Genomic DNA, 23,243 nt, shown 5'->3' with positions numbered 1-23,243 from the left:
ATCGTTGTAGTTTTACGTTAACTCACAAACGATAACCTCTTCTTTATAACCATGTTTCGACCCTTTTTTTTCTTTTTCTGCGCAAGTTGGCTGTCGTTTAGTGCGGTAGCCCAAAATATGAGCAACGTAGCTCGGGATATGATGAATACCGAAGGACTAAAGGTGCCACTCAACGCCAACGTGGGGCTTTTTGGCATCAAAGGGCCGCGCGGGGAGGTGTTCGGAAATCCGTACCTCGATTCTACTTGGAAAGAAGGAAGCATTAAGTTATTTCAAAAAATTGGGCCTCCTGGCCGCGAAGGAGATAGCATTGCCAACGTACCAATTCGCCTCGATTTGTATGCCAACGAAGTCGAAATCAAAACGCCTGCCAACGAAATTCGGGCGGTGAGTGGGAGCATGGTGCGCTTTTTTACGATTGAAGGGGCCGAACGCCGCGTGTTTATGAATGCGCGACAATTTCGGGCGGAAGAGCCCGTGCAAGGATTTATGGAATTGATTGCGGCAGGACGAATCTCGTTGGTAGAATATACCAAACTAAACATCATTAAGCCCACCTTCAACGAAGCACTTGGTACGGGAAGTCGGGATACCAAAATTTCAAAAAGCCCGCAGTATTTCGCCGTTCGAGGCAACACGTTGTTTCAGATTGGCACATCAAAAAAGAAACTATTGGAAGCTTTGGGCGACCGCGCCGACGACGTTGAAAAATTCATCAAAACCAATGACCTAAGCATGAAATCGCGGGCAGATATGGCTAAAATTTTTGCCTATTACAACAACCTGTAACGCCCAATGACGGGGTAGTGGTCGGAGTAAGGAATGTCTCTTCGGGTCTGGAAGTCGATGACTTCCAGCTTTTTTTTGTCAAAAAATTGGTTGTCGATTCGGATAAAACGCGGTGTATTGCGGTACGAGAACCCAAATCCGTGGCCTTTTTCTTCAAAGGCATTGGCGAGCATAGACCGAACTTCGCCATAGACATAGCCGTACGGAATCTCGTTGAAATCACCACATACCAACACAGGGTGGGGACTTTTTCGTATCCATTCTAGCAACACGTCAGCTTCTTCGGAATGGTGAACAAAGCCCATTTTGAGGCGTTGAGTTACTTTTTTAGCTTCTTTTTTGCCTTGTTTATAGTCTTTTTCGAGGTAGGCTTCTTTCAGTCCACCAAAGCGAACAATCATCGAACGCAAGTGCAGGTTAATGACCCGAATGGTGTCTTTACGAACCACAATGTCGGCAAAAAGCAAGCCATTTTGGTCATGAAATTCAACCTCTCCACGGTCGATGATGGGGTATTTTGACAAAATCGCCAGCCCCATGCAGTGCTGTTCGCGGGGAGCTATGTCGGGGTGCAAAACGGTATAATACGGATAGCCTGCTTTTTTGAGTTGTTTTAACGTATTCAAATGGGGGCGCGTATCGGAGTTGTAAAACTCCTGATAACACTGGATGTCGGTGTCCAGCCCTTTGACCCACTCCAGCATGGCTTGGTTGTTTTCGGGGTGGATGTTTTGAATAAAATTGTAGGCGTCAAACGACATGACGTTGTACGACAAAACCGTCAATTCTTGTTTCTCAGGTGCGGTAGGCGCGCCCCAAGAAAATTGAAAAGTGCGGCTCCAAAAGGGAAAACTCAGCAACAGTGCGGCGCCTGAAAGGGCTATTTTGGAAGATTTGCGAAGGGCAAAGTAACAAAAAATGAGTAGGTGGAGTAGAAGCACTACTGGCAAACTCATCATTAAAAAGCCCGCAATCCAATGCCCTGTAAACGTAAAAAAAGCAAGCCCATATACCAATAGCGTATAAATAAAGAATACTTGGTGAAGTCGCCAAAAGAAAGAAGTTGTGGATTTCATTGCGTAGTTTTAGGGCTGTTTTTCGCTTTTGAGTACAAAGTAAACACTTCCTATGAGAAAAATTATTGCATTTGGGGCACTAATACTGTTAATAAACGCCTGTAATTTCAATTCAAAGTCAGAAGAGGAACGACTTGCGCAGAGTTATTGTGGTGGTTGTCACGAGATGCCTTCTCCTAGTTTGTTGGACAAAAAAACGTGGGAAAAGGGGGTTCTGCCCCAAATGGCGCTTCGGTTGGGAGTAGAACCTGCCCCAACAATGAGCGTGTATGGAGAGTTGTCAACCGACGAAATTATTGCATTTACGCAAGCGAATATTTACCCAGAAACCCCTATTCTTTCCAAAGAAGAGTGGGAGAAAATTGTAAAATATTACCTTACCAATGCCCCCGATAAACTTCCCGATTCGTCGAAAAACTGCCCCATTTCAAGTGATTTGACCTTGTTTGCTCCCAAAACGGATGTTCCAGACGTAGAAAAACTACCGATGGTGTCGATGCTAAAATTTGATGACAAAACCCAGAAGTTGTACGTCGGTACGCGCACGGGAAAGATTCATATTTTGGATGGGCAATTTAAGCGAACTGACTCCATCACCGTGGGGTCGGCGCCATCGGATGTGCACTTCAATACCGATGGAAGCCTCAATGCGCTGGCGATGGGCATCATGGATCCCAACGACAAGATGACGGGGACAATGGTTCAGTACAAAAAGGCGGCTGATGGAAAAAAATGGGATTCAAAAACCTTGATTTCTAACCTTCGTCGGCCAGTGAGTCAGTACGTTACCGACGTGGATGGCGATGGCCTCAACGATATGATGGTGTGTGAGTTTGGGTTTCATTTGGGACAATTTTCGTGGTACAAACAACTGCCTAATCATACCTATCAAGCGTTTCAATTGGACGCGTTGGCAGGGGCGCGGGTGGTTCAGCCTTACGATTTTAACCGCGACGGTAAGCTCGATTATTTTGTGTTGTTGGCGCAAGGTGATGAACAAATGGTGGTCTATTACAACCGTGGTGGTGGACGTTTTGAAAAACAAATACTGCATCGTTTTCCCCCCGTATATGGCTCTAGCTACGCCGAATTGGCCGATTTTAACGGTGATGGAAACATTGATATTCTTTATGCCAACGGCGACAATGCCGATTATTCCATGATTTTGAAACCCTATCACGGGATTCGTATCTTCTTAAACGACGGTCATTTACACTTCAAAGAAGCGTACTTTTTTGGCTTAAACGGTGCCGCAAAGGCCCTTGCTGAAGATTTCGACAAAGACGGGGATGTGGACATTGCCGCGATTTCGTATTTTCCCGCCAAACCCCAAGAAGGATTTGTGTTTTTGGAAAACCAAGGTAACCTCAAATTTAAAGCCAAAACCTTTGCCCAGCCCCGCCAAGACAAGTGGATGCTGATGGAAAAAGCCGATTACGACCGCGACGGCGACACCGACCTCTTGCTCGGCTACCTCGAACGCCCCCCTTATCATAACCCTGTCAATCAGTCGTTAAGGGGACTTTGGGTGTTGGAGAATAAAAAACAATAATGACATTTATCATTACTTATTTAGCATAAAAGTGCTGAAAATGTGACGGTTATCCTGTGCTTCGTTAGGGATTGGTTTGTACATTTGGGAGGATTATTTATTCCTCTTTTTTGACCAAAATGTCATCAACCATTCACTTTCTCTTATGAGCACTTCATTCAACCTTCTCCAGTACGGCATTAAAAACAAAGAGACGATTCGCAATGCGTCGCCCGCTCAGTTGTACCAAATGGCCATTTTGTACGAAAAAGTGGCGGCTATTTCGGATAAAGGCGCGTTGATGCTTGATTCGGGCGAAAAAACGGGCCGCAGCCCCAAAGACAAACGCATCATTGAACGCCCCGAAAGTGTCAATGATATTTGGTGGGGAAATGTGAACATCAAGATGGATGAGCATACGTTCAACATCAATATTCAGCGGGCTATCGACTACTTTAATACCCGCACGCGGATGTATGTCGTGGACGGGTTTGCGGGCTGGGATGCCAAGTATCGTATCAAAGTACGGGTGATTTGTACGCGCCCGTATCATGCCTTGTTTATGAACAACATGCTGATTCGACCAACGCAAGAGGAACTAGCGACCTTCGGCGAGCCCGATTACGTGATTTACAACGCGGGTGAGTTTCCAGCCAATCCCTATACTACCCACATGAATTCGCGGACGAGCATTGATTTGTGTTTTGAACGGAAGCAGTTTGTGATTTTGGGAACAGAATATGCGGGGGAAATGAAGAAAGGGGTGTTCACGATTATGAACTATATCATGCCCAAAATCGGCGTGTTATCCATGCATTGCTCGGCCAACGAAGGCGCTGACGGCGATGTTTCTTTGTTTTTTGGCTTGAGTGGAACGGGAAAAACAACCCTTTCAGCTGACCCACATCGCCAATTGATTGGCGACGACGAGCACTGTTGGTCGGCCGATGGGGTGTTTAATATTGAAGGAGGGTGCTATGCCAAAGCCGTCAATTTAAGTGCTGAAAAAGAGCCCGAAATTTTTCAAGCCATTAAGTTTGGCACGGTGTTAGAAAACGTCGTTTATGACCCCACAACGCACGAAGTTGATTACGATGATACCTCTATTACCGAAAATACCCGCGCTTCGTACCCCATTGAGTTTATTCCAAACGCTAAAATACCGTGCGTAGGTGGTCATCCCAAAAACATCATTTTCTTGACCTGCGATGCCTACGGAGTACTTCCGCCTGTTTCTAAACTGACACCTGCGCAGGCCATGTACCATTTTATTAGTGGCTATACGGCCAAAGTAGCGGGCACTGAAATGGGCGTCACAGAGCCAACAGCGACGTTCTCGGCTTGTTTTGGAGCGGCGTTTATGGTGTGGCACCCGAGCAAATACGCAGAATTGCTGGCCCAAAAAATCCAAGAAAATGATACCCATGTTTGGTTAGTCAACACAGGCTGGACGGGTGGAGCCTATGGCGTGGGTTCACGAATAAAATTGCGCTATACCCGTGCCATTTTGGACGCGATTCACAACGGCGAATTGGCCAAGGCACCTACGGTCGTCGATGCTATTTTTGGGCTTGAAATTCCAACATCATGCGCTGCAGTTCCGAGTGAATTATTGATTCCACAAAATACGTGGGCAAGCCATGAAGACTATGTAGCAACGGCGAAAAAATTGGCATCACTTTTTACCAAAAACTTTGAAACCTATAAAGACGGTTGCTCAGAAGAAATCATTCACGCAGGACCATTGGAGAATGTCGAGGGGAGAGTGCAGAGTGTCGAATAGAATTAAGCGTCGGGACGCTCTTGTGCGTTCTTGTGCGTCGGGATGCTCACATCCCGACGAGTGCATACCGTGAAGAGGGATGCTCACATCCCGACGAGTGCGTACTGTGGAGAGGGATGCTCACATCCCGACGAGTGCGTACTGTGAAGAGGGATGCTCACATCCCGACGAGTGCGTACTGTGGAGAGGGATGCTTACATCCCGAGTAACCCGCGTCACAAACCCCTGAATTAGAGACTTACAGTCGGGAACGTTTGCGTAAATTTTATGGGATTTTAGGTAGGATTTTTGTGCATTTAGAAAGTAAATAGGAAAAAAGGTTGTCTTCTTTAATGACATACTAAACAAAGTTTCCGCTCATGCAACGCAGAGAATTTATACAAAAGTCAATTCTAGCCAGTGCCGCAACGGCCATGTCGGCAAGTAGTTATGCCAAAATCATTGGTGCCAATGACCGCGTACGGGTTGGGGTAGTTGGTTTTTCAGACCGTCACCGTTCGTCACATGTCGGGCCATTCAAGGAACTTGCAAAGCAAATGAACTTTGAAATGACGGCTATTTCCGACATTTGGAATCGCCGCCGCGACGAAGGAAAAGCCTACTTGGACAAACAATTAGGGGGCAACGTAAAGGCGTTTCGTAACAACGAAGAAATGTATGACGCCAAAGTGGTGGACGCCGTTTTTATGAGTACGGCCGATTTTCAACACGCCATTCATACCATTGAGGCTGTGCAAGCAGGTTGCGACGTTTATGCCGAAAAACCGCTTTCGGAAACCATGGAAGACAACCGTGCGGTATTGAAAGCCGTAAAAGCATCGGGCAAAATTGTACAAATTGGTTCGCAACGTCGTAGCGGTGAAAACTACTGGGCAGCGGCCGATTTTATCAAGTCGGGCAAGTTTGGGCCAATCGTGATGGTAGAATTGATGTGGAACGTCAATCAGCCTGGTCGCTGGCGCCGTCCTGAATTGACCAAAGATTTGAAAGAGTCGGATGTAGATTGGATGCGTTATCAGCTCAATCGCCCTAAAACAGCTTTTGACCCACGTAAATACTTGGAGTACCGTTTGTTCTGGCCGTATTCTTCGGGGATTCCAGGCCAATGGATGAGTCACCAAATTGATACTGTACACTGGTTTAGCGGCTTGCCACACCCACGTTCGGCCGTAGCCAACGGCGGGATTTACCAGTGGAAAGACGGCCGAACGAACCCAGATACGTTGACGGTAGTGTTTGATTACGGCCCATTGGATGATCCAAAAACAGGTTTCCAAGTGCAATTCACAAGCCGTTTTTCTAACGCTGCGGGCGAAACCAAGGAATTGTACTACTCAAACGGTGGTATGATTAACCTTGATACCAACGAAATCAGTCCAACGGGTGGTTTGCGTGAGCGCGAAGCGAAAGCAATGGGATTGCAAGCCAACTTGTTGCCAACGATGAAATTAGAGGGAGCGAAAGTAGAAACCAGTGCCAATACAGGTAACGACCCGCTGACGTTTAACCACATCAAAAACTGGATGGAATGTGTGCGTAGCCGTAAGCAGCCTAATGCCCCAATTGAAGCAGGGTACCAGCACTCAATCGCGACCATTATGGCCAATGCAGCCTACCGCACAGGTCAGCGTGTCACGTTTGATGCAAAATCACAAGAAGTATTGGCGGGAGGTAAGCCGTTTAAATACTAATTATTTTTTGCAGGCACCCATGGTATAATTGAGAATGCCATACGCTTCGGCAAAGCAAGCGTTGCTGTATGTTTTACCATTGCAACCACAAACGGGCGCATAGCTGAGATAGCAATTAAAGGAGTCAACGGGCTTCTCCACACATTCTGGAGGGAGTTCTTTTTTACAACTGGTCATTGCCAATAAAAAAGTGAAAATAAATAGTAACCGCATAGCCGTATATTTTTCTATGAAGACTCACTTTTGGTAAAAATGGTTGGAGATATTACAAAAAAAGTCGCTGATAATCAGTGACTTTTTTTGTGTAAATAGTTGATTGCTTGTGTTTTATTCTGCCACAATGAGGCGAATGCCGTCGAGTTCTTGAATAACAACCGATTTGCCTTTGTGAATGCGCTCGTGCGATTTCGAGAGGGCAATCCATTCGGTACCTCGGTAAAAAACCTTCCCTTCCCCGTCGGCAGGGATGTCGATGACGACCATTGCTTTATCGCCCACGTACTCGGAATATTCCATTGATTTATCGGAGGACTTTTTTGTAAGCGCTTGAAGTGGTTTTCTAAACGCAAACAGTGACAAAACGGACACGACCGAAAAACAGAACAATTGCGCATTAATCATGGGCAACACGCCTATCCACGTTAACAAAGCAGTTACGAATGCCCCCACACCAATAAAAGCAAATACGAAAGATACTGAAAGTAGTTCTGCTATGAGCATCACTACTCCGACGATAATCCAGATTTGGGTGGATGAGATTTCCATTTCGGGTAAAAATTAATGGTTAATTATTTTTTTTCCTGTTGCTTAACGACGCTCATCGCCGTGGCAATCATCGAAGACATGTCTCCGAAGTTGGCAGGGAGAATCATCGTGTTGGTACTCTTAGCTAAGTTTCCGAACTGCTGTACCATTTGTTCGGCTACTTTCAATTGAACGGCATCCATACCCCCTTCTTCTTTGATGGCTGCTGCAACTAATCTAATGCTTTCAGCGGTAGCATCTGCAACTGCTTTAATGGCTGATGCTTGACCTTCTGATTCATTAATTTGGCGTAATTTTAAGGCTTCTGATTCTAGAACTATTTTTTGTTTTTGTCCTTCTGCCTGGTTAATAGCCGCCATCTTTTCTCCGTCCGATTGCAAAATCAACGCACGACGTTCACGTTCGGCCTGCATTTGTTTTTCCATCGCATGGAGAACGCTTTGGGGAGGGGTAATATTTTTAATTTCGTAACGGAGCATTTTTACACCCCAACCAATCGCCGCTTCGTCGATGGCTTGCACCACGGCGTGGTTAACGGTCGTACGTTCTTCAAACGTTTTATCAAGGTCAATTTTCCCAATTTCCGAACGCATGGTAGTTTGGGCTAACTGAGTCACGGCAAATACATAATCGTTAATTCCGTAGGAAGCACGCTGCGGATCGACTACCTGTAAAAACAAAACGCCGTCCACGCGTACCTGAACGTTGTCGCGGGTGATACAAATTTGTTCTGGTATATCAATCGCTTTTTCTTTTAGGCTATGTTTATAGGCGATACGGTCAAAAAAAGGTACGACCCAGTTGATACCAGGCTGAAGGACACCATAAAATTTGCCAAGGCGTTCGATGACAAACGCAGTTTGTTGTGGAACGACCTTTACGGTCATCCAAACAAGTAAAAAAGCGAGTACAGCAATTATTCCAAACGTAATCATAGTAGTAGTTAAGGTTAAATTGTTGAAACGAAAATAAGCGACATTGGGCGAGGATTCAAGTCTTTCGGGATGAAGGACGAAAAATCAGACAGGAACGGCAAAATAAAAGGTGCTTAGAAATTTCTAAGCACCTTTTATTTTGCCTCTTGCAATTTGCTCCTTGCCTTTTATTTTTAATTACTTTTCCCAATTCGCATTGACCATTCTCCAGATTCCTAATGGGTTTCCGTCTTTGAGCTCGTCGGGGAGAAGGTGTTGTGGAAAGTTTTGGTATGCCAACGGACGCACAAAACGCTTGATGGCGTGCGCGCCTACGGAGCCAAAACGCCCGTCGGTGCTGGCGGGGAAAGGCCCACCGTGCTGCATCGCTGCGCAAACTTCTACCCCCGTCGGAACGCCATTGAGAAGCACCCGACCGCATAAAAGGCTCACGGCCGCAATCAAGTCGGCAGCGTTGGCGAGGTCGGCGTCAGTTCCAATGACGGTGCAAGTAAGCTGTCCTTCCAAATGTTCGATAATGTCGTTCATTTCGGCCGTGTCCTTGCACTTGATAATCAATGAAAATGGCCCAAACACTTCTTGGTGAAGGGTCGTGTTTTGTAAAAAATCATCGCCATTGACGGAAGCCACCGACGGGATACCGTCTAAATCTTGGTAAGTTCCTTCGGTTTCGGCGTCTATTGTCACGGCTTCGTGGCCAATGACTTCACTGCGTTTGGTACGGAAGGCTTTCGCAATCCCCGCGTGTAACATAGGCACAGGAGCGATTTGACGGATTTCGTTGGCAAGGGTTTTGCTAAACGTATCGAGTCCTTCGCCTTCTACTCCAATAATCAAGCCTGGTTTGGTACAAAACTGCCCCATGCCTCCCGTGATAGAACCTGCGTACATTTTAGCGTACTTGGTCGCTTCTTTCTCAAGCGCATCGGGTAAAAGGAAAACAGGGTTAGTACTGCCCATTTCGGCAAAAACAGGAATAGGTACGGGGCGTTGGTTGGCCAAATCGAACAAGGCTTTTCCTCCCACGTATGAGCCAGTGAAACCTACTGCTGCCGTTTTGGGGTGCAATACAAGCGCTTTGCCTACTTCAAAACCTGCTCCTTGTAGGTGCTCAAAAAGTCCTTGTGGCATCCCCGTTTTTTCAATCGCTTTGCGAACCGCACCCGCAACCATCTCCGAAGTTTCGGGGTGAGCAGGGTGGGCTTTTAGAACTACGGGACAACCTGCACCCCAAGCCGCTGCGGGGTCAACACCCGCTGTTGAATAAGCAAATGGAAAATTACTTGCCCCAAATACGACAACTGGCCCGATGGGAACGAGCATATTGCGGATGTCGGGTTTGGGTAAAGGCTGGCGGTCAGGGATGGCTGTGTCGATGGTGGCGTCCACCCACGAACCCTCCGCAACCACATCGGCAATGTTCCGAAGCTGGTTGCAGGTACGTCCGCGCTCGCCCGTAAGGCGAACCGACGGCAGGTGCGTTTCGCGCATGGCTACTTCAATAACAGCCTCTCCGAGGGCTTCTATTTCGTCGGCAACGGCCCGAATAAACGTGGCTTTTTCTTTACCGCTTTTGTGGCGGTATTCCAAAAAAGCCGCGTAGGCGCGCTGCATCGCTTCGTTAATTTCTGAAATTGTGGCGTCTTGGTACATGGTATTCAAAAAATAATAAATGTTACGGTGGTTTGATTTATGTTTCGATTACTTTGGTTTTTAAACCTGCCCATTGGTTGTTGGCAGTCTGTCCTAGTAAATACAGGTCAATTTCAGTTTGTCCTACTCTAAAAGCCTGGAAATTTTTTAAATGGGTTTCCAATAAACTTTTAAGTTGTAAAAATTGTGCTACCGTTTGGCGCTCTTCTTCTTCGTACCATTCTTCTATTGTGGTGACGGGAGTCCAAAAATTTTCGACAGCCATCTCCTCCACAAAGGTATCTAATGGGATGGAAAGATATACCAATAAGTTGTTGATTGTCAACGGAGATGGTTGCGCCTGTGCAATATCAATCCATTCCAAAGGTTCATCCGATTCGCTAGGATACAACAAATTAGGCAATAAATTAGTGACTTCTGCCTGCCATTGCGTCTCAACATCGGAAACAACAGGAGGGATATTCTCAAGATTCTCTTTTTGGATGTTTTCCATTTTAAAATTATCTCTAAATTTGAGCCAAACTTAAAACTTTTTCAAGACAATGTTAGAGCAATTAATGAGTCTTATTCAAGACAATTCTCAGGACGCCATCGTTAATAACCCTGCCATCCCTAATCAGAACAACAATGCTGCCATGCAAACAGTGTTCCAATCGGTCGTGGGAGGCTTGCAAAACGAAGCTCAAGGCGGAAATTTGAGCGGCTTGATGGGCCTTTTGTCTGGCCAAGGCGGACAAGGTGGAAGCCTAATGAACAATCCAATTGTGGCTGGAATTGCTCAAAACGCGATTGGTAGCTTGATGGAGAAATTTGGCTTATCGAACAGCGCAGCAGGAAATATCATCGCACAAGTTCTTCCAGGAGTGCTTAGCTCAATGATTTCAAAAACAAGTAATCCTAACGATAACAGCATGGACTTTGGTGGTATCATGGGGTCGTTGTTGGGCGGACAAGCTCCTCAGCAACAGCAACAAGGTGGTTTTGATTTTAACCAAATTGGCTATGCCCTTGCTGACGGTAAACTTGACATGAATGATGTGATGCGCATTGGCGGTAGCCTTTTGGGTGGAAACTCAGGTAATGCTGGTGGTGCAGGCGGTGGCCTTGGTGGCTTGTTAGGTGGTCTTTTTGGAAAATAAACCACAGAAGCTCAGATGCCACGGTATTGCCTCGCCCTTGATTTAAAGGATGACCCCGCACTCATCGCTGAATACGAAAAGTACCACGAAAAAATCCAACCTGCTATTACTGAGAGTATCGTCTCGTCGGGAATAACGGACATGGAGATTTATCGGGTCGGAAATCGACTTTTTATGATAATGGAAACCACCGAGGATTTTTCATTTGAAGCAAAAGGGGCAGCCGATGCCGCAAATCCTGCGGTACAAGCGTGGGAAGCATTGATGTGGAACTATCAGCAAGCGTTGCCCATGGCCAAAGAAGGCGAAAAATGGGTGCTGATGAAACATATATTTAAGTTGGAAACCAACGACTAATTAAAAAGCCCTCGTGTAACGAGGGCTTTTTTGTTTACAGTGCGGGGTCAATTTTACTGACGACGATAATAGGTTCTTGGTTTGGTTTCTGTAATTCGTACGCTACCAATAATCCCTGCGATGTGGATAGAAGCACAGGATATGAGGCATTATCAAAGTCAGTTGTGAGGTAGGTCGTTTTTTCTGCTCCGTTTTTATGAATAAAACGAAGGGCAATTTTGGAAAAATAACGGTCATTTTTCTCCATCGACTCGTCCCAGACAACGGCTAAGCTTCCTTGATAGGCCGCTGATTGTGGGTGCTTGGCGCGGACGCTTAACTCCGAAGAATACAATTTTTCTTGCCCAAGTTTGGCTATCCGAATGCCCGCTTCATGGTTGGCAGAGGTACCACTAAACCATGACACAAATAAGTCTTTCCCTACTTGTGTCATACTGGGGCCTGTGTGCGGACAAGCATTAATTTTCCACAAGTCGGAGTGAACTAGTTTTGGAATAGAAAATGTATGACCACCATCGTTGGAGACACAATGGCTCATGTCTCTGGTGCCATCGGCATTTAGGTCGCGGTAAGTGAGATGAATGTGCCCCGAATGATCAACAAATACGACTGTTCGGCAGCATTGACAGGCGTTTGAATCGACCACCACTTCTTCCGAAAACCCGCCGTTGGGAAGAGTTTGCACAAATTTTACACTTCTTCCTTCGTACTTTCCCAGTTTATCATCCAACCATACAAATCCTAATTCTCCGTTGGGTAAACGTGCCACATCACTAAACGAATGCCCTTTTCCTGGTGTGGTATCGCGGTGAAGTGCTTTTGGGGACGACCACGTTTGCCCATTATCGTTGGAAGTAATATACATCAAATCAGAAGCCCGAGCAGCTTCCTTGGTCGGTTTTTTTAGCTCAAAAGTGGCGTAAATGGTTCCGTCTGACTTGAAGGCGATACGAGGCATCCCTTCGGCGTGAACCGAGCAGTTACTTGGCGCACCGATGGCTACTTTGTCTCCAAACGTTTTTCCATTATCGTTTGACACCGAAAAAAAGAACTGATTTTTTTCGCCTTCTTTTTCTACCCAACTTAATACAGGTCGGCCACGCTGGTCGGTAGTAAAACGAGGGGTAGCACCCGTTTTACTAGGGTCAGAAAGCGGAATCGTTTTGGAAATAATTCGTTCTAAGCCGCTGATTATTACAAGAAGCAATGCAAGGTATTTCATAGGGGATAAATGGTTGTTTATAAGATTTCTTATTTTTTCCCAGCAACGTTGTAATGTACCCCAAGTACAAAGGTTCGAGGAGCAGCAGGGGTAAACGTAGTACGGTCAGTTGAGGCATTACCACGGGTAGCATTGGTGGCGTAGAGGGCGTCGGTGAGGTTCATAATGTTGGTAAACAACTCGATGCCTTTCCACTGATAACCTGCGCGGAAATTAACCAAATCATAGCCGTTGTAAGCGATGGTATTTACTTGATTTTGGTACCATTTACTTACGTGCTGCCATTCAACAGAGGTGCGGAAATTTCTAAACCATTTTGGATAATAGCTAATTTCGCCGTTCCATACCCATCGAGGAGCCGAAGGCATATCTTTGCCATTTACGTCTTTAAGAGCATCTGAGGCTTTTTGACTAAGAATAAACTCCACAAAACGGTGAATCGAATAAGTGCCGCCAATACGGGCAAAAATTTGTTTAGAGGGTTTGTAAGTAATGCCTAGTTCTATTCCTTTATGCAACGTCTTACCTGCCGCCTGATAATCTGTTGAGTTGTCTGGCTGGCGAATATTGAGGAGCTCATTGCTGCCGTTCATTTGGTACAAAGACGCATCAATGTATATTTTGTTTTTCAACAAAGACACCCATCCCCCCACTTCAGCGTTGGTGAACGTGGCTGGAATCAAGTTATAATAGAACAAGTCGCCATTGGCAGCAGGAGTAGGGCGTTTACGAAAAATAGCGGTCAGCCCTGAGGGGGCAAAACCTTTAGAGAAATTGGCATAAACCCCTTTTCCTTGGCCCAAATCGTACGTCAATCCTAATTTTGGCGTAGTTTGTTTGTATGATTTACTCCCTCCAACCGCTTGGCTGGTAGTTTTGTCGATGTCTAAGTTGTTGACAAAGTCAAACGACATATTATCGTACCGTAAACCTGCCGAAAGTCGAAGGTTTTTAATTGGCTCAAAATCGTATTGAACGTAAAATGCTGTATTTAAAATGTCAGCATTGTAGTTGGCAATTTGAATATCAGGTCGTTCTTTAATAATGGTGTATTTTTCAACCGATTTTTTGTCGGCACGAAGTTGAGCCGCTAAGTCGATTTGGTACGACCAGTACTTATTGGGAGAGAAATCAAGGGTTCCACCTGCAATCAGTTTTGAGTTCAGAAAATTGAATTTTTGGGTGTGTTGAGCAATCACCCCAAGGCTTTGAAAATCATTGGAGTTAATTTCACCCCGCGCTGTAGTCGCTCCCGACGTCCAACGAATACCGTAACTTGGATTTTGCCCGTGTTTGTTGTCACGTCCAAAGACGGTTAAGAACGATTGTGAGCCATCTTTCCACTCGTGCTCCAAGGTCAATCGTGTACGGAGTGAGTAAGATTTACGGTACGTAAAATCAGTTGTACTGATGTACTGGCGATTATAAAAAGCGACGCTATCGACACTCCCGCTGGTTTGTGAGTTGTACTTGGCATACGAAACGGTATAAATCAAGCGAGTTTTTGGCGTAAAATGATACTCCAAACGAGCGTATTGTGCGTTTTTAGTATAATCTGAACTGGTCATCCACGCTTCTTTTTGCTCAGCAACCAAGCCTCCTACGTAAATCCCAAATTTTCCTAAGGTAGCGCCCGCCCCGTACTGAACGCGGCGGTAGCCCCATTGGTCGGCTTGGAGGCCGATGCGAGCGGTAGGCACGGCGGTGGGTCGTTGTGAGATGAAATTGACCGCTCCACCGACCGCTTCTGGGCCGTAAATGGAAGACACGGGGCCTTTCACTACCTCAATCGAACTCACGGTAAACTGATTCATTTCGAGCAACGAATTGTGATTGAACACGCCCATTGGGCGGATTGGTACACCATCCTCCAAGTATAGGTAGTAAGCATTGGTTGTCATCGGCTGGCGAATCGACATCGAATGTTGCTCGTTGTTGAGGTTGACCATCATCACCCCAGGCGTTTTGTTGATGACCTCATAAATCGCTGTTGGTTTTGCTTCTTCAATCATTTTGGGCGATAGCTTCGAAATCGCGATGGGTGTTTGGGTACGAAGTGCCGCCTCGCGATTCCCCGTCACGACAACCGTTTGGAGGTTTTCGATGGCGGGTTCTAACGCAATGCTCAATGACTTCTCCGACGTAACTTCAATTTCTTGAGAAACAAACCCAATCGTTGAAATACGAATTTTAGCACCTTTGGCAATAGTTTGAAAGACAAATGACCCGTTGTTGTCGCTGGCAGTGCCTGTGTTGGTATTGATGATGTGAACGGAGGCTCCAATAATGGGTTCTTTGGTAGCCGCATCAAAAATCTTACCTTTTAGCGATTGAGCATGAAGTAGTTGCGAAATCGCTCCGCAGAAAACGAGGAGCGTGATATATAAATTTTTCATTGTTGTTTCAGGAATTTTTGAGCGTCTTCAATGCTTTTGAGCATGTCATCGCTTACTTGTTCAATCTTGATTTTTTCGTGAGTCAGTGCTTTGATGGCTTCTTCGGGAGCGAGTTTTTTGAGCGAATCGCCCTTGTAGCGGTGCATCCAATCCATCATCCCGTCGTCTGCTTTTTTAAGCTGACTGCTAAGTAGAAGCGCATTTTTAAGTAAGGAATGAGAAAGCGAATCTGTAGGAGTGCTTTGGGTAATGCTATCCAACTGCGCAATGCGCTTGCTAATGGCTGATTTGAGCGAAATGAGTTCTCCCATTTTGGGCATCACTGCATCGTGAATCATCATGACTTCTTTCTCAAGTTTTTCGGCTTGGTCTTTTTGTGGATTGCTGCAAGCAGACGTAATGCACCATCCGCACAAAAGTATGTGCTTGATTTTCATTTGGTTTGACTAATGCTACTAGTGTAAAACTAATTTCCGTTGCTCCTTGGAGGGAGCAAAAAGTACACTTAATACGTACCCGAAACCACTAGGCAATAGGAGGAAGAATCAGCTTGTTTAGAAAGCCTTGTTGAGGAGAGCACTGGTACAAAAACAGCTGCTCTTTGTGAATGAAAGCAAAGGAAAGGGTTGGAATCGTCAAAGGAGTGTCATCAAAAACTTCTTGAAGGAGTTTTTTGACGGTATCGCTCTGTTTTTGCGTTTCTTGGCGGGCGTTATCTTCGGCTACTTTCTGGAGTTGTTTGGCCAAATAGCATTTTCCGTCGCAGTGCAATTGGGGTTTAAAGCGGTTTTCGCAAAGGTGATGAACGATGTATTCTTTGCGTAACTCAAAATCAAGATACACAAACGGCACTACCAGCGTTTTGAAGCTGACAAGCAGGAGCAAAAAGAATGCTATGTGCCGTTTGGGATTCATTTGATTGTCCAAAATTTTTGCAAAGGTACGGGATTTATCTAAACAGAAGCATCTTAAAATCTGTAAGCGCGTTGACTGAATGTTCTGCATGGGCTTTGAACGAAAACCCATCACCAGGCGACAGAAAGTGAGCTACTCCTTCCAAATTGAAATTGGCATTGCCTTCCAATACATAAATGAAAGCATCGGTAGGAGAGGTGTGTTCATCGAGACGTTGTCCCTGTTGAAGGCTAATGAGCACCACTCTAAAGTGCTCATTAGCCTCAATTTTTTTGGTTTTAATGCCGCTGTACGGCAATAGTTCGGGGATATTGTGGGTGGTCATGGTAAATTTTATTTAGGAACAACAACACCATCTATTACGTGAACATAGCCATTAGAAGCGCGTATTGAAGCTAGAATTTTGGCATCACCGATATACACATCTTTTCCTTTGAGGTGGAAAGTGGCGTTGGTTCCATCGACCATACCCATGCTTTGCCCTTCTTGGAAAAAATCGGCAGCCAGTGCAGACGTCATGACATGATGCTCCAAAACGACCTTGAGTTTGTCTTTGTTTTCTGGTTTCAATAAGTCTTCGATGGTTCCTGCGGGAAGTTTGTCAAAGGCGGCATTGGTGGGTGCAAACACCGTAAAAGGCCCTGCGTTGGAAAGCGCATCAACAAGCCCTGCGGCTTGAACTGCTTTGACGAGCGTGGTATGGTCGGGCGACCCTACGGCTACCTTTACGACGTCTTTTTGTGAATCATTGTCTTCTACGCCCGACTGCCCAGCAGCGAGCGCACTTTCGGCAGTAGCAGCAGTTGATTGATCTTTCGACTCTTGGGATGATTGACAAGCCGCAAATATGGCTAGGAATGTAAGAGAAAGGAGTTGATGTTTCATTGTTGTAAGAGGTTTGTTTAAAAGGATTGATTTGTATGGTCAGACGACAGCCAGATTAGCGTCAGAATTTTCGGTCTGACTATCGTCGGACCTAGTTAAAGGTCTTTTCTTTGAAAAATTCGGCAGGCAATAGTAATTGGAAGTACTACCCAACTCATAAGAATAAACATGGCTACCAGTAACCCGTAATTGGTGCTAAAAAAATCTTGAAAAACAGCACCCGTAAAGCCCATCAAGGCCGAAATGTCCATTTTCATCAGTACCATGATTCGTGCTAAATCGGTAGGATTGAGAGCAGTCAGTACAAGCATGGCTTTTTCGAGTGGATAGTCGTTGAAGGAGAATAAAATACTGAGAACCAGTCCGTCATATACCAAAGAAAAATAAAACCATATCACCAGTGCGAGGCCAATGCCTTTGGCTTTGTCGCGGGTGATGACGGAAGCTAGAAATGCTAGAGAGACAAAAGAAAGTGTGAGGAGAAACCCACTCATTATCAATATAAGGCTGCTTTCACCACCACCGAAAGCAAGGGTAGGAAGACCGACACCGACTAAAAAAGCTAAACTCAAAGAAGTAGCAACGCCCATGTATTCACTTAAAAAAATGGCTTTTCGACTCAGTGGTTGTGCCGACATCAGCTCAATAAATTCGTATGAATTATAAAAATGAATGGTCGAAAAAATGATACTAACCAACGGCACGACCATTAAAATGATGTTTAGTAAACTCAAAAGCCCTTTGTTGGGGTCGGACTCGAAGCTAAAAAAGCTCATGCTTATGGCCAATAGCAGTAGGGTATAACCCATCACGAAACGGTTTCGGATGATGTCGTATAGGACGTATTTGGTGATTTTATTCATGACATTTGGGGGATTTTTGACATTAGTTGGGCAATCACGCGACCAAGTTTACTCTCGCCCGTTTCAAGTTTGAGTTCGGCGATAGTTTTATAAAATTGTACGCTTCCATCTTGCAGATACAGTACATCGGTGGCGAGTTCGTCTAAGTCTGACATCACATGAGAAGTAATCAAAATGAGTTTCCCTTTTTGGGATTCTTTCTGAATTTTATCCTTCAAGACTTCACTTGATAGCGGGTCTAAACCAGCCGTAGGTTCGTCCAAAATCAATACAGAAGGATTAAATAGAAATGCCAAAGCCGCACTTACTTTTTGTTTGGTTCCCCCTGACAATGTTCCTAATGGTTTTTCAAATAATGCTTTTAACTGAAAAGCTGCTACCAAATCCTCGTCTAACTGCATAGTGGCATCATTGCGTATATCAATCATCATTTCAAACAACTGCTTGATTTTCAGGTTGGCTGGATAATGACCAATTTGGGGCATATAGCCAATCTGTGAGCGATAAGTATGTTGTTTTGTAATGGCCTGATTCGTAAATAACACCCTTCCTCGGTCAGGAACAACCATTCCGAGCAGTGTTTTGATAAAGGTGGTTTTACCCGAACCATTGGGCCCTATGACCGCTACTACCCGCCCTGCCTCAAGCTGCACGCTGATTTCACGGAGGACGTTGAGTTTACCAAAGGATTTTGAAATTGCTTCTGCGCGAATCATGGGTTTATAATTTTAGGGGTTTCAGCAATGGTTTTTCATCTTTCATTCCTTCAGGAGTAAGGGTTGGTATAATTTTTTCGATGCGATCGAGAAGTGAAACGGTAAAACTCCTGAGCAACATCATGGCCTGAGGAATACGCTCTATAACAGTGGCGTAGAGGCTTACTGGGCGAAAAGGCACATCGCCAATGCCGTCGCGGTTGAGGTCGTAGCCTTCGTATTTATCCCAATAGTTGTGCGAAACACGGTTTAAAACAACTTCTCCGTTGGTGGCTACATCAAAAGTATTTCCGCGAAAGTTGTTGTAAGTAAGTGAGTTATCGTCGCAGTTGGCCTGGACGCGGAGAGCATAACCGTTTTCGATAAACTGATTTTTAGTAAATACCGATCTACTACACCCTTCCATATATACGCCGACGGTATTGGTTTTGAACATATTTTGTTCGATGTGGCTATCTGAAATGTCTTTAAGCAAAAGTCCGTAGGCTGCCCCTCCCCAATTTTGCTCAAAAACGTTGTGTTTCATAGTCACAAATTTGGTGTACATCACGGCTACTCCTGCGCCGTTTTTGTGAAAATGATTGTAGAAATAACCGTTGTTATGCGAAAACATAAAATGCAATCCATAACGAATATTGCCTTGACTATCATTGTGTTGGATGGTAGAATTGGTCACAAACTCAAAATAAATACCGTCGCGGTGCCCTTGGGTGTGATTGCGTTGGATAAGTATGCTATCACATTTCCACGCGTGGATACCGTTGCCAGTATTTTGTTCTTCTTTGGGGTTGCCTTCGATGTCATTCCCTTGTACCAAACAATGGTCGGAGGCCGATAAATAAATGCCGAAATAACAGTTCCGAATGCGATTGTTTATAATTTGAACGTTGCTCGCTTCTAGTACTTTGATGGCTGCCCAGTCAATCATACTGGTCATTCCCACGTTCCTAAATTCGATGCCTTTGATGATAACGTCACTCGATGTTACGGTGAAAATTTCATTTTTAAACTGAATGTCTAAAACAGGATAATGTTGTCCAATCAGGGTTAAGGGCTTGTCAATGATGATGTTTCCAGTTCGGTATAATCCTTTCTTAATCAGAAGTGTATCGTACGCATTGGCTTGAATAATGACTTGTTTGAGCGAGTTTTTTGGGCTGATTTCCCACGTTTTAGCCTGTATAGGCAAAGAAAAGACGAAAAAAATGGCCCACAGATGTAACGGATTGAACAGATTAAAAGGGATTAAATCTGTGATTATCTGTTTCATCCGTCCAATCCGTGTTCTATAATTAGCGAAATTGTTCATCTTAAAAATTGTCAAAAACCTCTTTCCACGTAAGTAATTTTGCTTCTGAAAATTTTGCTTTTAATGCTTCGGCAGCGGCTTTGTTGGAGAAAGCGGCTACATCGCCTCGCATCGGACTACTCAAATCGTGGCTACTGACAAAAATGGCCGTGCGTGCATCAATTAACTCCCCTGGATTATTGTAATCATTGACAACGATAAACGACAGAGAGGTTTCTGGTAATTTGTTGGTTTTCAGGTATTTTGATAGGCAACTCAGGTCGTCGAACTTGAATACTTTTCCTTTGTCAGTCACAATTTCAGCCGCAAATTTTTTGTCCATAATCGTCATTTTACAAAACACACAGGCTTCTTGTCCGTAGCGAATAGGCTCGGGCTGTTGAGCACAGCTTTGGAGAGTTACAAATGTTCCCAACAAAAGCACTATCAAAGTGGGTGAAACGCTGCTTTTAGGCGTTAAACTGGATTTTGGCTGACAAAAATAGGTTTCGCAGGCGACCAAAAGAATGACGATGACGCCCACAATTACAAATACCCAGCCTCCTGCATCAGGAATGGAATATGCTCCAAAGTTGAGAAGTTCTTTGTAGCCTATCAATGGGGGCTGGTACGACATACCTGGTACTTTAATAGCCGCATCGGGACTTAAATTATGACCGTATTCGTAGCCCCAGCTCCAAAAATCGTATAGGGCAGCAACTCCCGCTACAATGAGCAGTACCAAATAACTGATGAGCATTTTACGGCTTTTCAAAAAAGCAGTTAACACTCCGAAAGCAATGTAAAAAGCAACGATATAAGAAAGAAACTTAAATTCAGGAAACATTTCTTCCTTGATGTGCGCCATGCCAATGTAGTGATTGAGGCCGTTGATAATTTCGACTTGCCCCGAAAGTTTGTTGAGCCAGATTTGCATCGAAAGTCCTTCGGGGTACTGTGGTGCCCACAGGTCGATGCGCCAAAGTGGGAGAAAATAGGTAGCAATGAGCGACAATGACGCCACATACAAACTACCAATGGTAAACGGACGGAGGGGTTTCATAAAAATAGTTTTTGAAAACCGACAGAGGGGAGCAAACGAGGTGCTTGCCCCCTTGTCAGTAGTGGAAACCTTATTTCATTGCTACTTTAGGTGTATTCAGTTTGGGTTTTGCACTTGCTGTTTTCTTTTCAGCTTCGGCGGTTGGCGTTTTGCCCGTTCCCCACGTCAACGGAACGTTACTACCCGCTGAAGATACCCGTACGTAGCCTTGCATTTCTTGGTGAAGTGCCGAACAAAAATCAGTACAGTACATTGGAGTTACGCCGACCTTCGTAGGCTTCCAACGAAGCGTCGAAGTTTCGCCAGGCATGATGAGAATTTCGGCATTTTGAGCGCCACGTACCGCAAATCCGTGCGGAACGTCCCAGTCTTGTTCAAGGTTGGTGACGTGGAAGAATACTTCATCGCCCATTTTCACCCCTTCAATATTGTCAGGGGTAAAGTGTGAACGAATCGACGTCATATAGACGTGGACCTCATTGCCTTTGCGTACTACTTTGGTTTCTTTCTCGCCTTTAGCAACGTAAGGGTGATTGTTTTCTTCTAGTTTGAATATTTTCTTGGTATTTTTCTCTACCAACGATGCTGGAATAGCTTCGGCATAGTGGGGTTCTCCTATGGTTGGGAAATCAAGTAAGAGCTTCATTTTATCGCCCGATATGTCGTACAACTGTGCCGATTGAGTCAATTCTGGACCTGTTGGTAAATAGCGGTCTTTGGTGATTTTGTTGTACGCAATTACGTATTTGCCGTGAGGCTTGGCTGTAGGGCCGCCTGGGATACACAAGTGACCTACCGAATAGTAAGTAGGAACGCGGTCAAGAACTTCCAATTTTTCGATGTTCCATTTGACCAATTCTGAGGATACAAAAAACGAAGTAATGGCATTTCCTTGTCCGTCAAATTCAGTGTGGAGCGGGCCTAAGCCTGGTTTTTTCACTTCTCCATGCAATACCGCATCATATTTCAACACAGGAATGCCGTCAAAATCTCCATCAAAGGTTTTGGAAGCAATCGCTTTTTGCATTTTGTCAAACGAAAACACAGGAATAACCGCCGCCAATTTGCCCGAACCCACAATGTAACTTCCTGTGGGGTCAACGTCGCAGCCGTGGGGTGATTTGGGACAAGGCATAAAGTACAACATCCCTGGGCACTCTTTGGGGTCGAGGGTCATCACCTCCGTCAAGATGGTTGAGTTGGCCGAATGTGTTTTTTCATCGTACACATTGTGGGCATACTTGGCGGCTTCTTTTTTGCCTTTGCCTTGGGCTAAATACTCCTCTGCCTTTTTCCAATTGACGGCCAAAATAAAGTCTTTGTCTTTTTGAGAAGCATTTACTTCTAACAAAGAAGCCGCTTGTTCGGTGTTGTAGCATGAGAAAAAGAACCATCCATCCGACTTACCTTTTCCAGCCCGTGCTAAGTCAAAACTTACCCCAGGGGTTTTCAATTGAAACTTAACTCCCATGTGGCCAGTGGTTTTGTCGATGCTTACAAAACTGATATACCCTTTGAAGTTTTGTTTAAAACTACTGATGGGAACATCGGCGTTGGCATCGGGTGGTACCGAAAAACGGGTTCCTGCCACGGCATATTCAGTGTTGGCAGTGATAAATGGCGAAGAGTGGTTTCCACCAGAATTAGGCAATTCGATAATTTCATCGGTGCGGAACGTCGAAAGGCTGACGCGGGCAATACGTGGGGTGTTGTTGCCATTGATGAACGCCCAGCGCCCATCGTGCTCGCCGTTGGTAGTCGAGAGCGCTACGTGGTGAGAGTCATCCCAAGGTACAAACCCGTGCGAGGTGTTGAGCATTGGTTTGGTTTCTTCGCTGTAGCCCCAGCCGTTTTCGGCAAATTGAGAAAAGACGGGAATAATCCTAAACACCCTTCCAGAAGGCAAGCCCACGACCGAAAGTTGGCCATTGAACCCTCCCGAAACAATGTTGTAAAACTCGTCATGTTTTCCTGGGGCAACATATACTTTTTGGGCAGCGTCGCCTGCGATTTCCGAACCGCCGTTTTTACCAGCGTTGTCGGGTTTGCAGGCAAAAAAGCCCCCAGCAAGCACCGCGACCGCGATGCCTTTGATGATATTGGTTTTCATTGAAATATGGTTTAAAGTGATTTGTGTTTATTCTTCCCCTAGGTCAGACGATAGTTAGAATAGGGT

At 45.2% G+C, this 23,243-nt stretch carries 23 protein-coding genes; 6 read left to right on the top strand and 17 right to left on the bottom strand.

The features are described 5' to 3' along the window. Positions 1–51 precede the first annotated feature (51 nt). Positions 52–789 carry a hypothetical protein gene (locus tag FHS57_RS26980; RefSeq protein WP_183979168.1) on the top strand — a complete coding sequence of 246 codons (738 nt, stop codon included), beginning with the start codon at positions 52–54 and terminating at the stop codon, positions 787–789. Here FHS57_RS26980 and FHS57_RS26975 read toward each other — a convergent pair. Then, positions 774–1,865, bottom strand: coding sequence for an endonuclease/exonuclease/phosphatase family protein (locus FHS57_RS26975; RefSeq protein ID WP_183979166.1), 1,092 nt, complete (start codon positions 1,863–1,865; stop codon positions 774–776). The two genes, FHS57_RS26980 and FHS57_RS26975, sit on opposite strands and share 16 nt — an antisense overlap. A 52-nt stretch (positions 1,866–1,917) precedes the next feature. Here FHS57_RS26975 and FHS57_RS26970 point away from each other — a divergent pair, with 52 nt between their 5' ends. The 3 genes from FHS57_RS26970 to FHS57_RS26960 all read left to right on the top strand — a co-directional run bounded on the left by FHS57_RS26970 (position 1,918) and on the right by FHS57_RS26960 (position 6,870). Next, entirely contained in the window at positions 1,918–3,417 is a 1,500-nt protein-coding gene (locus FHS57_RS26970) for an FG-GAP repeat domain-containing protein (protein WP_183979164.1), read from the top strand. A 145-nt stretch (positions 3,418–3,562) separates the two neighbouring features. Further along, complete coding sequence (gene pckA, locus FHS57_RS26965) at positions 3,563–5,179, top strand: phosphoenolpyruvate carboxykinase (ATP) (RefSeq protein ID WP_183979162.1); 1,617 nt, start codon at positions 3,563–3,565, stop codon at positions 5,177–5,179. A gap of 359 nt (positions 5,180–5,538) precedes the next feature. Further along, the gene (locus tag FHS57_RS26960) at positions 5,539–6,870 is read left to right on the top strand and encodes a Gfo/Idh/MocA family protein (protein ID WP_183979160.1); all 1,332 of its coding nucleotides are present in this window, start codon (positions 5,539–5,541) and stop codon (positions 6,868–6,870) included. Here FHS57_RS26960 and FHS57_RS26955 read toward each other — a convergent pair whose 3' ends face one another. The 5 genes from FHS57_RS26955 to FHS57_RS26935 all read right to left on the bottom strand — a co-directional run bounded on the left by FHS57_RS26955 (position 6,871) and on the right by FHS57_RS26935 (position 10,716). After that, complete coding sequence (locus FHS57_RS26955; protein ID WP_183979159.1) at positions 6,871–7,083, bottom strand: Kazal-type serine protease inhibitor domain-containing protein; 213 nt, start codon at positions 7,081–7,083, stop codon at positions 6,871–6,873. 114 nt (positions 7,084–7,197) lie between these two features. Next, entirely contained in the window at positions 7,198–7,635 is a 438-nt protein-coding gene (locus tag FHS57_RS26950; RefSeq protein ID WP_221225741.1) for an NfeD family protein, read from the bottom strand. 23 nt (positions 7,636–7,658) lie between these two features. After that, positions 7,659–8,570, bottom strand: a complete 912-nt coding sequence (locus FHS57_RS26945; protein WP_183979158.1) for an SPFH domain-containing protein — start codon at positions 8,568–8,570, stop codon at positions 7,659–7,661. 177 nt (positions 8,571–8,747) lie between these two features. After that, positions 8,748–10,223, bottom strand: coding sequence for an aldehyde dehydrogenase (NADP(+)) (locus tag FHS57_RS26940; protein WP_183979157.1), 1,476 nt, complete (start codon positions 10,221–10,223; stop codon positions 8,748–8,750). 37 nt (positions 10,224–10,260) lie between these two features. Continuing rightward, the gene (locus tag FHS57_RS26935) at positions 10,261–10,716 is read right to left on the bottom strand and encodes a nuclease A inhibitor family protein (RefSeq protein WP_183979156.1); all 456 of its coding nucleotides are present in this window, start codon (positions 10,714–10,716) and stop codon (positions 10,261–10,263) included. Positions 10,717–10,765: 49 nt separating this feature from the next. Here FHS57_RS26935 and FHS57_RS26930 point away from each other — a divergent pair, with 49 nt between their 5' ends. Together FHS57_RS26930 and FHS57_RS26925 are read left to right on the top strand one after the other, a co-directional pair. Further along, positions 10,766–11,362 (top strand): hypothetical protein, encoded by a 597-nt coding sequence (locus FHS57_RS26930; protein ID WP_183979155.1) that lies wholly within the window; start codon positions 10,766–10,768, stop codon positions 11,360–11,362. Positions 11,363–11,377: 15 nt separating this feature from the next. Then, positions 11,378–11,719: an L-rhamnose mutarotase gene (locus tag FHS57_RS26925; protein WP_183979154.1), complete on the top strand. Its 342-nt coding sequence runs from the start codon at positions 11,378–11,380 to the stop codon at positions 11,717–11,719. Between the two features lie 34 nt (positions 11,720–11,753). On the opposite strand, the gene FHS57_RS26920 is transcribed toward FHS57_RS26925, so the two are convergent. The 11 genes from FHS57_RS26920 to nosZ all read right to left on the bottom strand — a co-directional run bounded on the left by FHS57_RS26920 (position 11,754) and on the right by nosZ (position 23,177). Further along, positions 11,754–12,941, bottom strand: a complete 1,188-nt coding sequence (locus FHS57_RS26920) for a sialidase family protein (protein WP_183979152.1) — start codon at positions 12,939–12,941, stop codon at positions 11,754–11,756. A gap of 29 nt (positions 12,942–12,970) precedes the next feature. Next, the gene (locus FHS57_RS26915) at positions 12,971–15,337 is read right to left on the bottom strand and encodes a TonB-dependent receptor (RefSeq protein ID WP_183979150.1); all 2,367 of its coding nucleotides are present in this window, start codon (positions 15,335–15,337) and stop codon (positions 12,971–12,973) included. Further along, positions 15,334–15,774, bottom strand: coding sequence for a viral A-type inclusion protein (locus FHS57_RS26910; RefSeq protein ID WP_183979148.1), 441 nt, complete (start codon positions 15,772–15,774; stop codon positions 15,334–15,336). Before FHS57_RS26910 ends, FHS57_RS26915 begins: the two co-directional genes overlap by 4 nt. A gap of 88 nt (positions 15,775–15,862) precedes the next feature. Beyond that, entirely contained in the window at positions 15,863–16,252 is a 390-nt protein-coding gene (locus FHS57_RS26905) for a hypothetical protein (RefSeq protein ID WP_183979147.1), read from the bottom strand. A gap of 34 nt (positions 16,253–16,286) precedes the next feature. Next, complete coding sequence (locus tag FHS57_RS26900; protein WP_183979146.1) at positions 16,287–16,577, bottom strand: cupin domain-containing protein; 291 nt, start codon at positions 16,575–16,577, stop codon at positions 16,287–16,289. A gap of 8 nt (positions 16,578–16,585) precedes the next feature. Further along, complete coding sequence (locus FHS57_RS26895; protein WP_183979145.1) at positions 16,586–17,137, bottom strand: fasciclin domain-containing protein; 552 nt, start codon at positions 17,135–17,137, stop codon at positions 16,586–16,588. 95 nt (positions 17,138–17,232) lie between these two features. Then, positions 17,233–18,000: an ABC transporter permease gene (locus FHS57_RS26890; RefSeq protein WP_183979144.1), complete on the bottom strand. Its 768-nt coding sequence runs from the start codon at positions 17,998–18,000 to the stop codon at positions 17,233–17,235. After that, positions 17,997–18,716 (bottom strand): ABC transporter ATP-binding protein, encoded by a 720-nt coding sequence (locus tag FHS57_RS26885; protein ID WP_183979143.1) that lies wholly within the window; start codon positions 18,714–18,716, stop codon positions 17,997–17,999. Before FHS57_RS26885 ends, FHS57_RS26890 begins: the two co-directional genes overlap by 4 nt. 4 nt (positions 18,717–18,720) lie before the next feature. Continuing rightward, positions 18,721–19,986: a nitrous oxide reductase family maturation protein NosD gene (locus FHS57_RS26880; RefSeq protein WP_183979142.1), complete on the bottom strand. Its 1,266-nt coding sequence runs from the start codon at positions 19,984–19,986 to the stop codon at positions 18,721–18,723. Between the two features lie 40 nt (positions 19,987–20,026). Beyond that, entirely contained in the window at positions 20,027–21,067 is a 1,041-nt protein-coding gene (locus tag FHS57_RS26875; protein ID WP_183979141.1) for a nitrous oxide reductase accessory protein NosL, read from the bottom strand. A 70-nt stretch (positions 21,068–21,137) separates the two neighbouring features. Continuing rightward, entirely contained in the window at positions 21,138–23,177 is a 2,040-nt protein-coding gene (nosZ, locus tag FHS57_RS26870) for a Sec-dependent nitrous-oxide reductase (RefSeq protein ID WP_183979139.1), read from the bottom strand. Positions 23,178–23,243 lie beyond the last annotated feature (66 nt).

Origin of the sequence: Runella defluvii (assembly GCF_014195535.1) — a bacterium.
Lineage (GTDB): Bacteria > Bacteroidota > Bacteroidia > Cytophagales > Spirosomataceae > Runella > Runella defluvii.
This window is presented reverse-complemented; position numbering and strand designations above follow the sequence as displayed.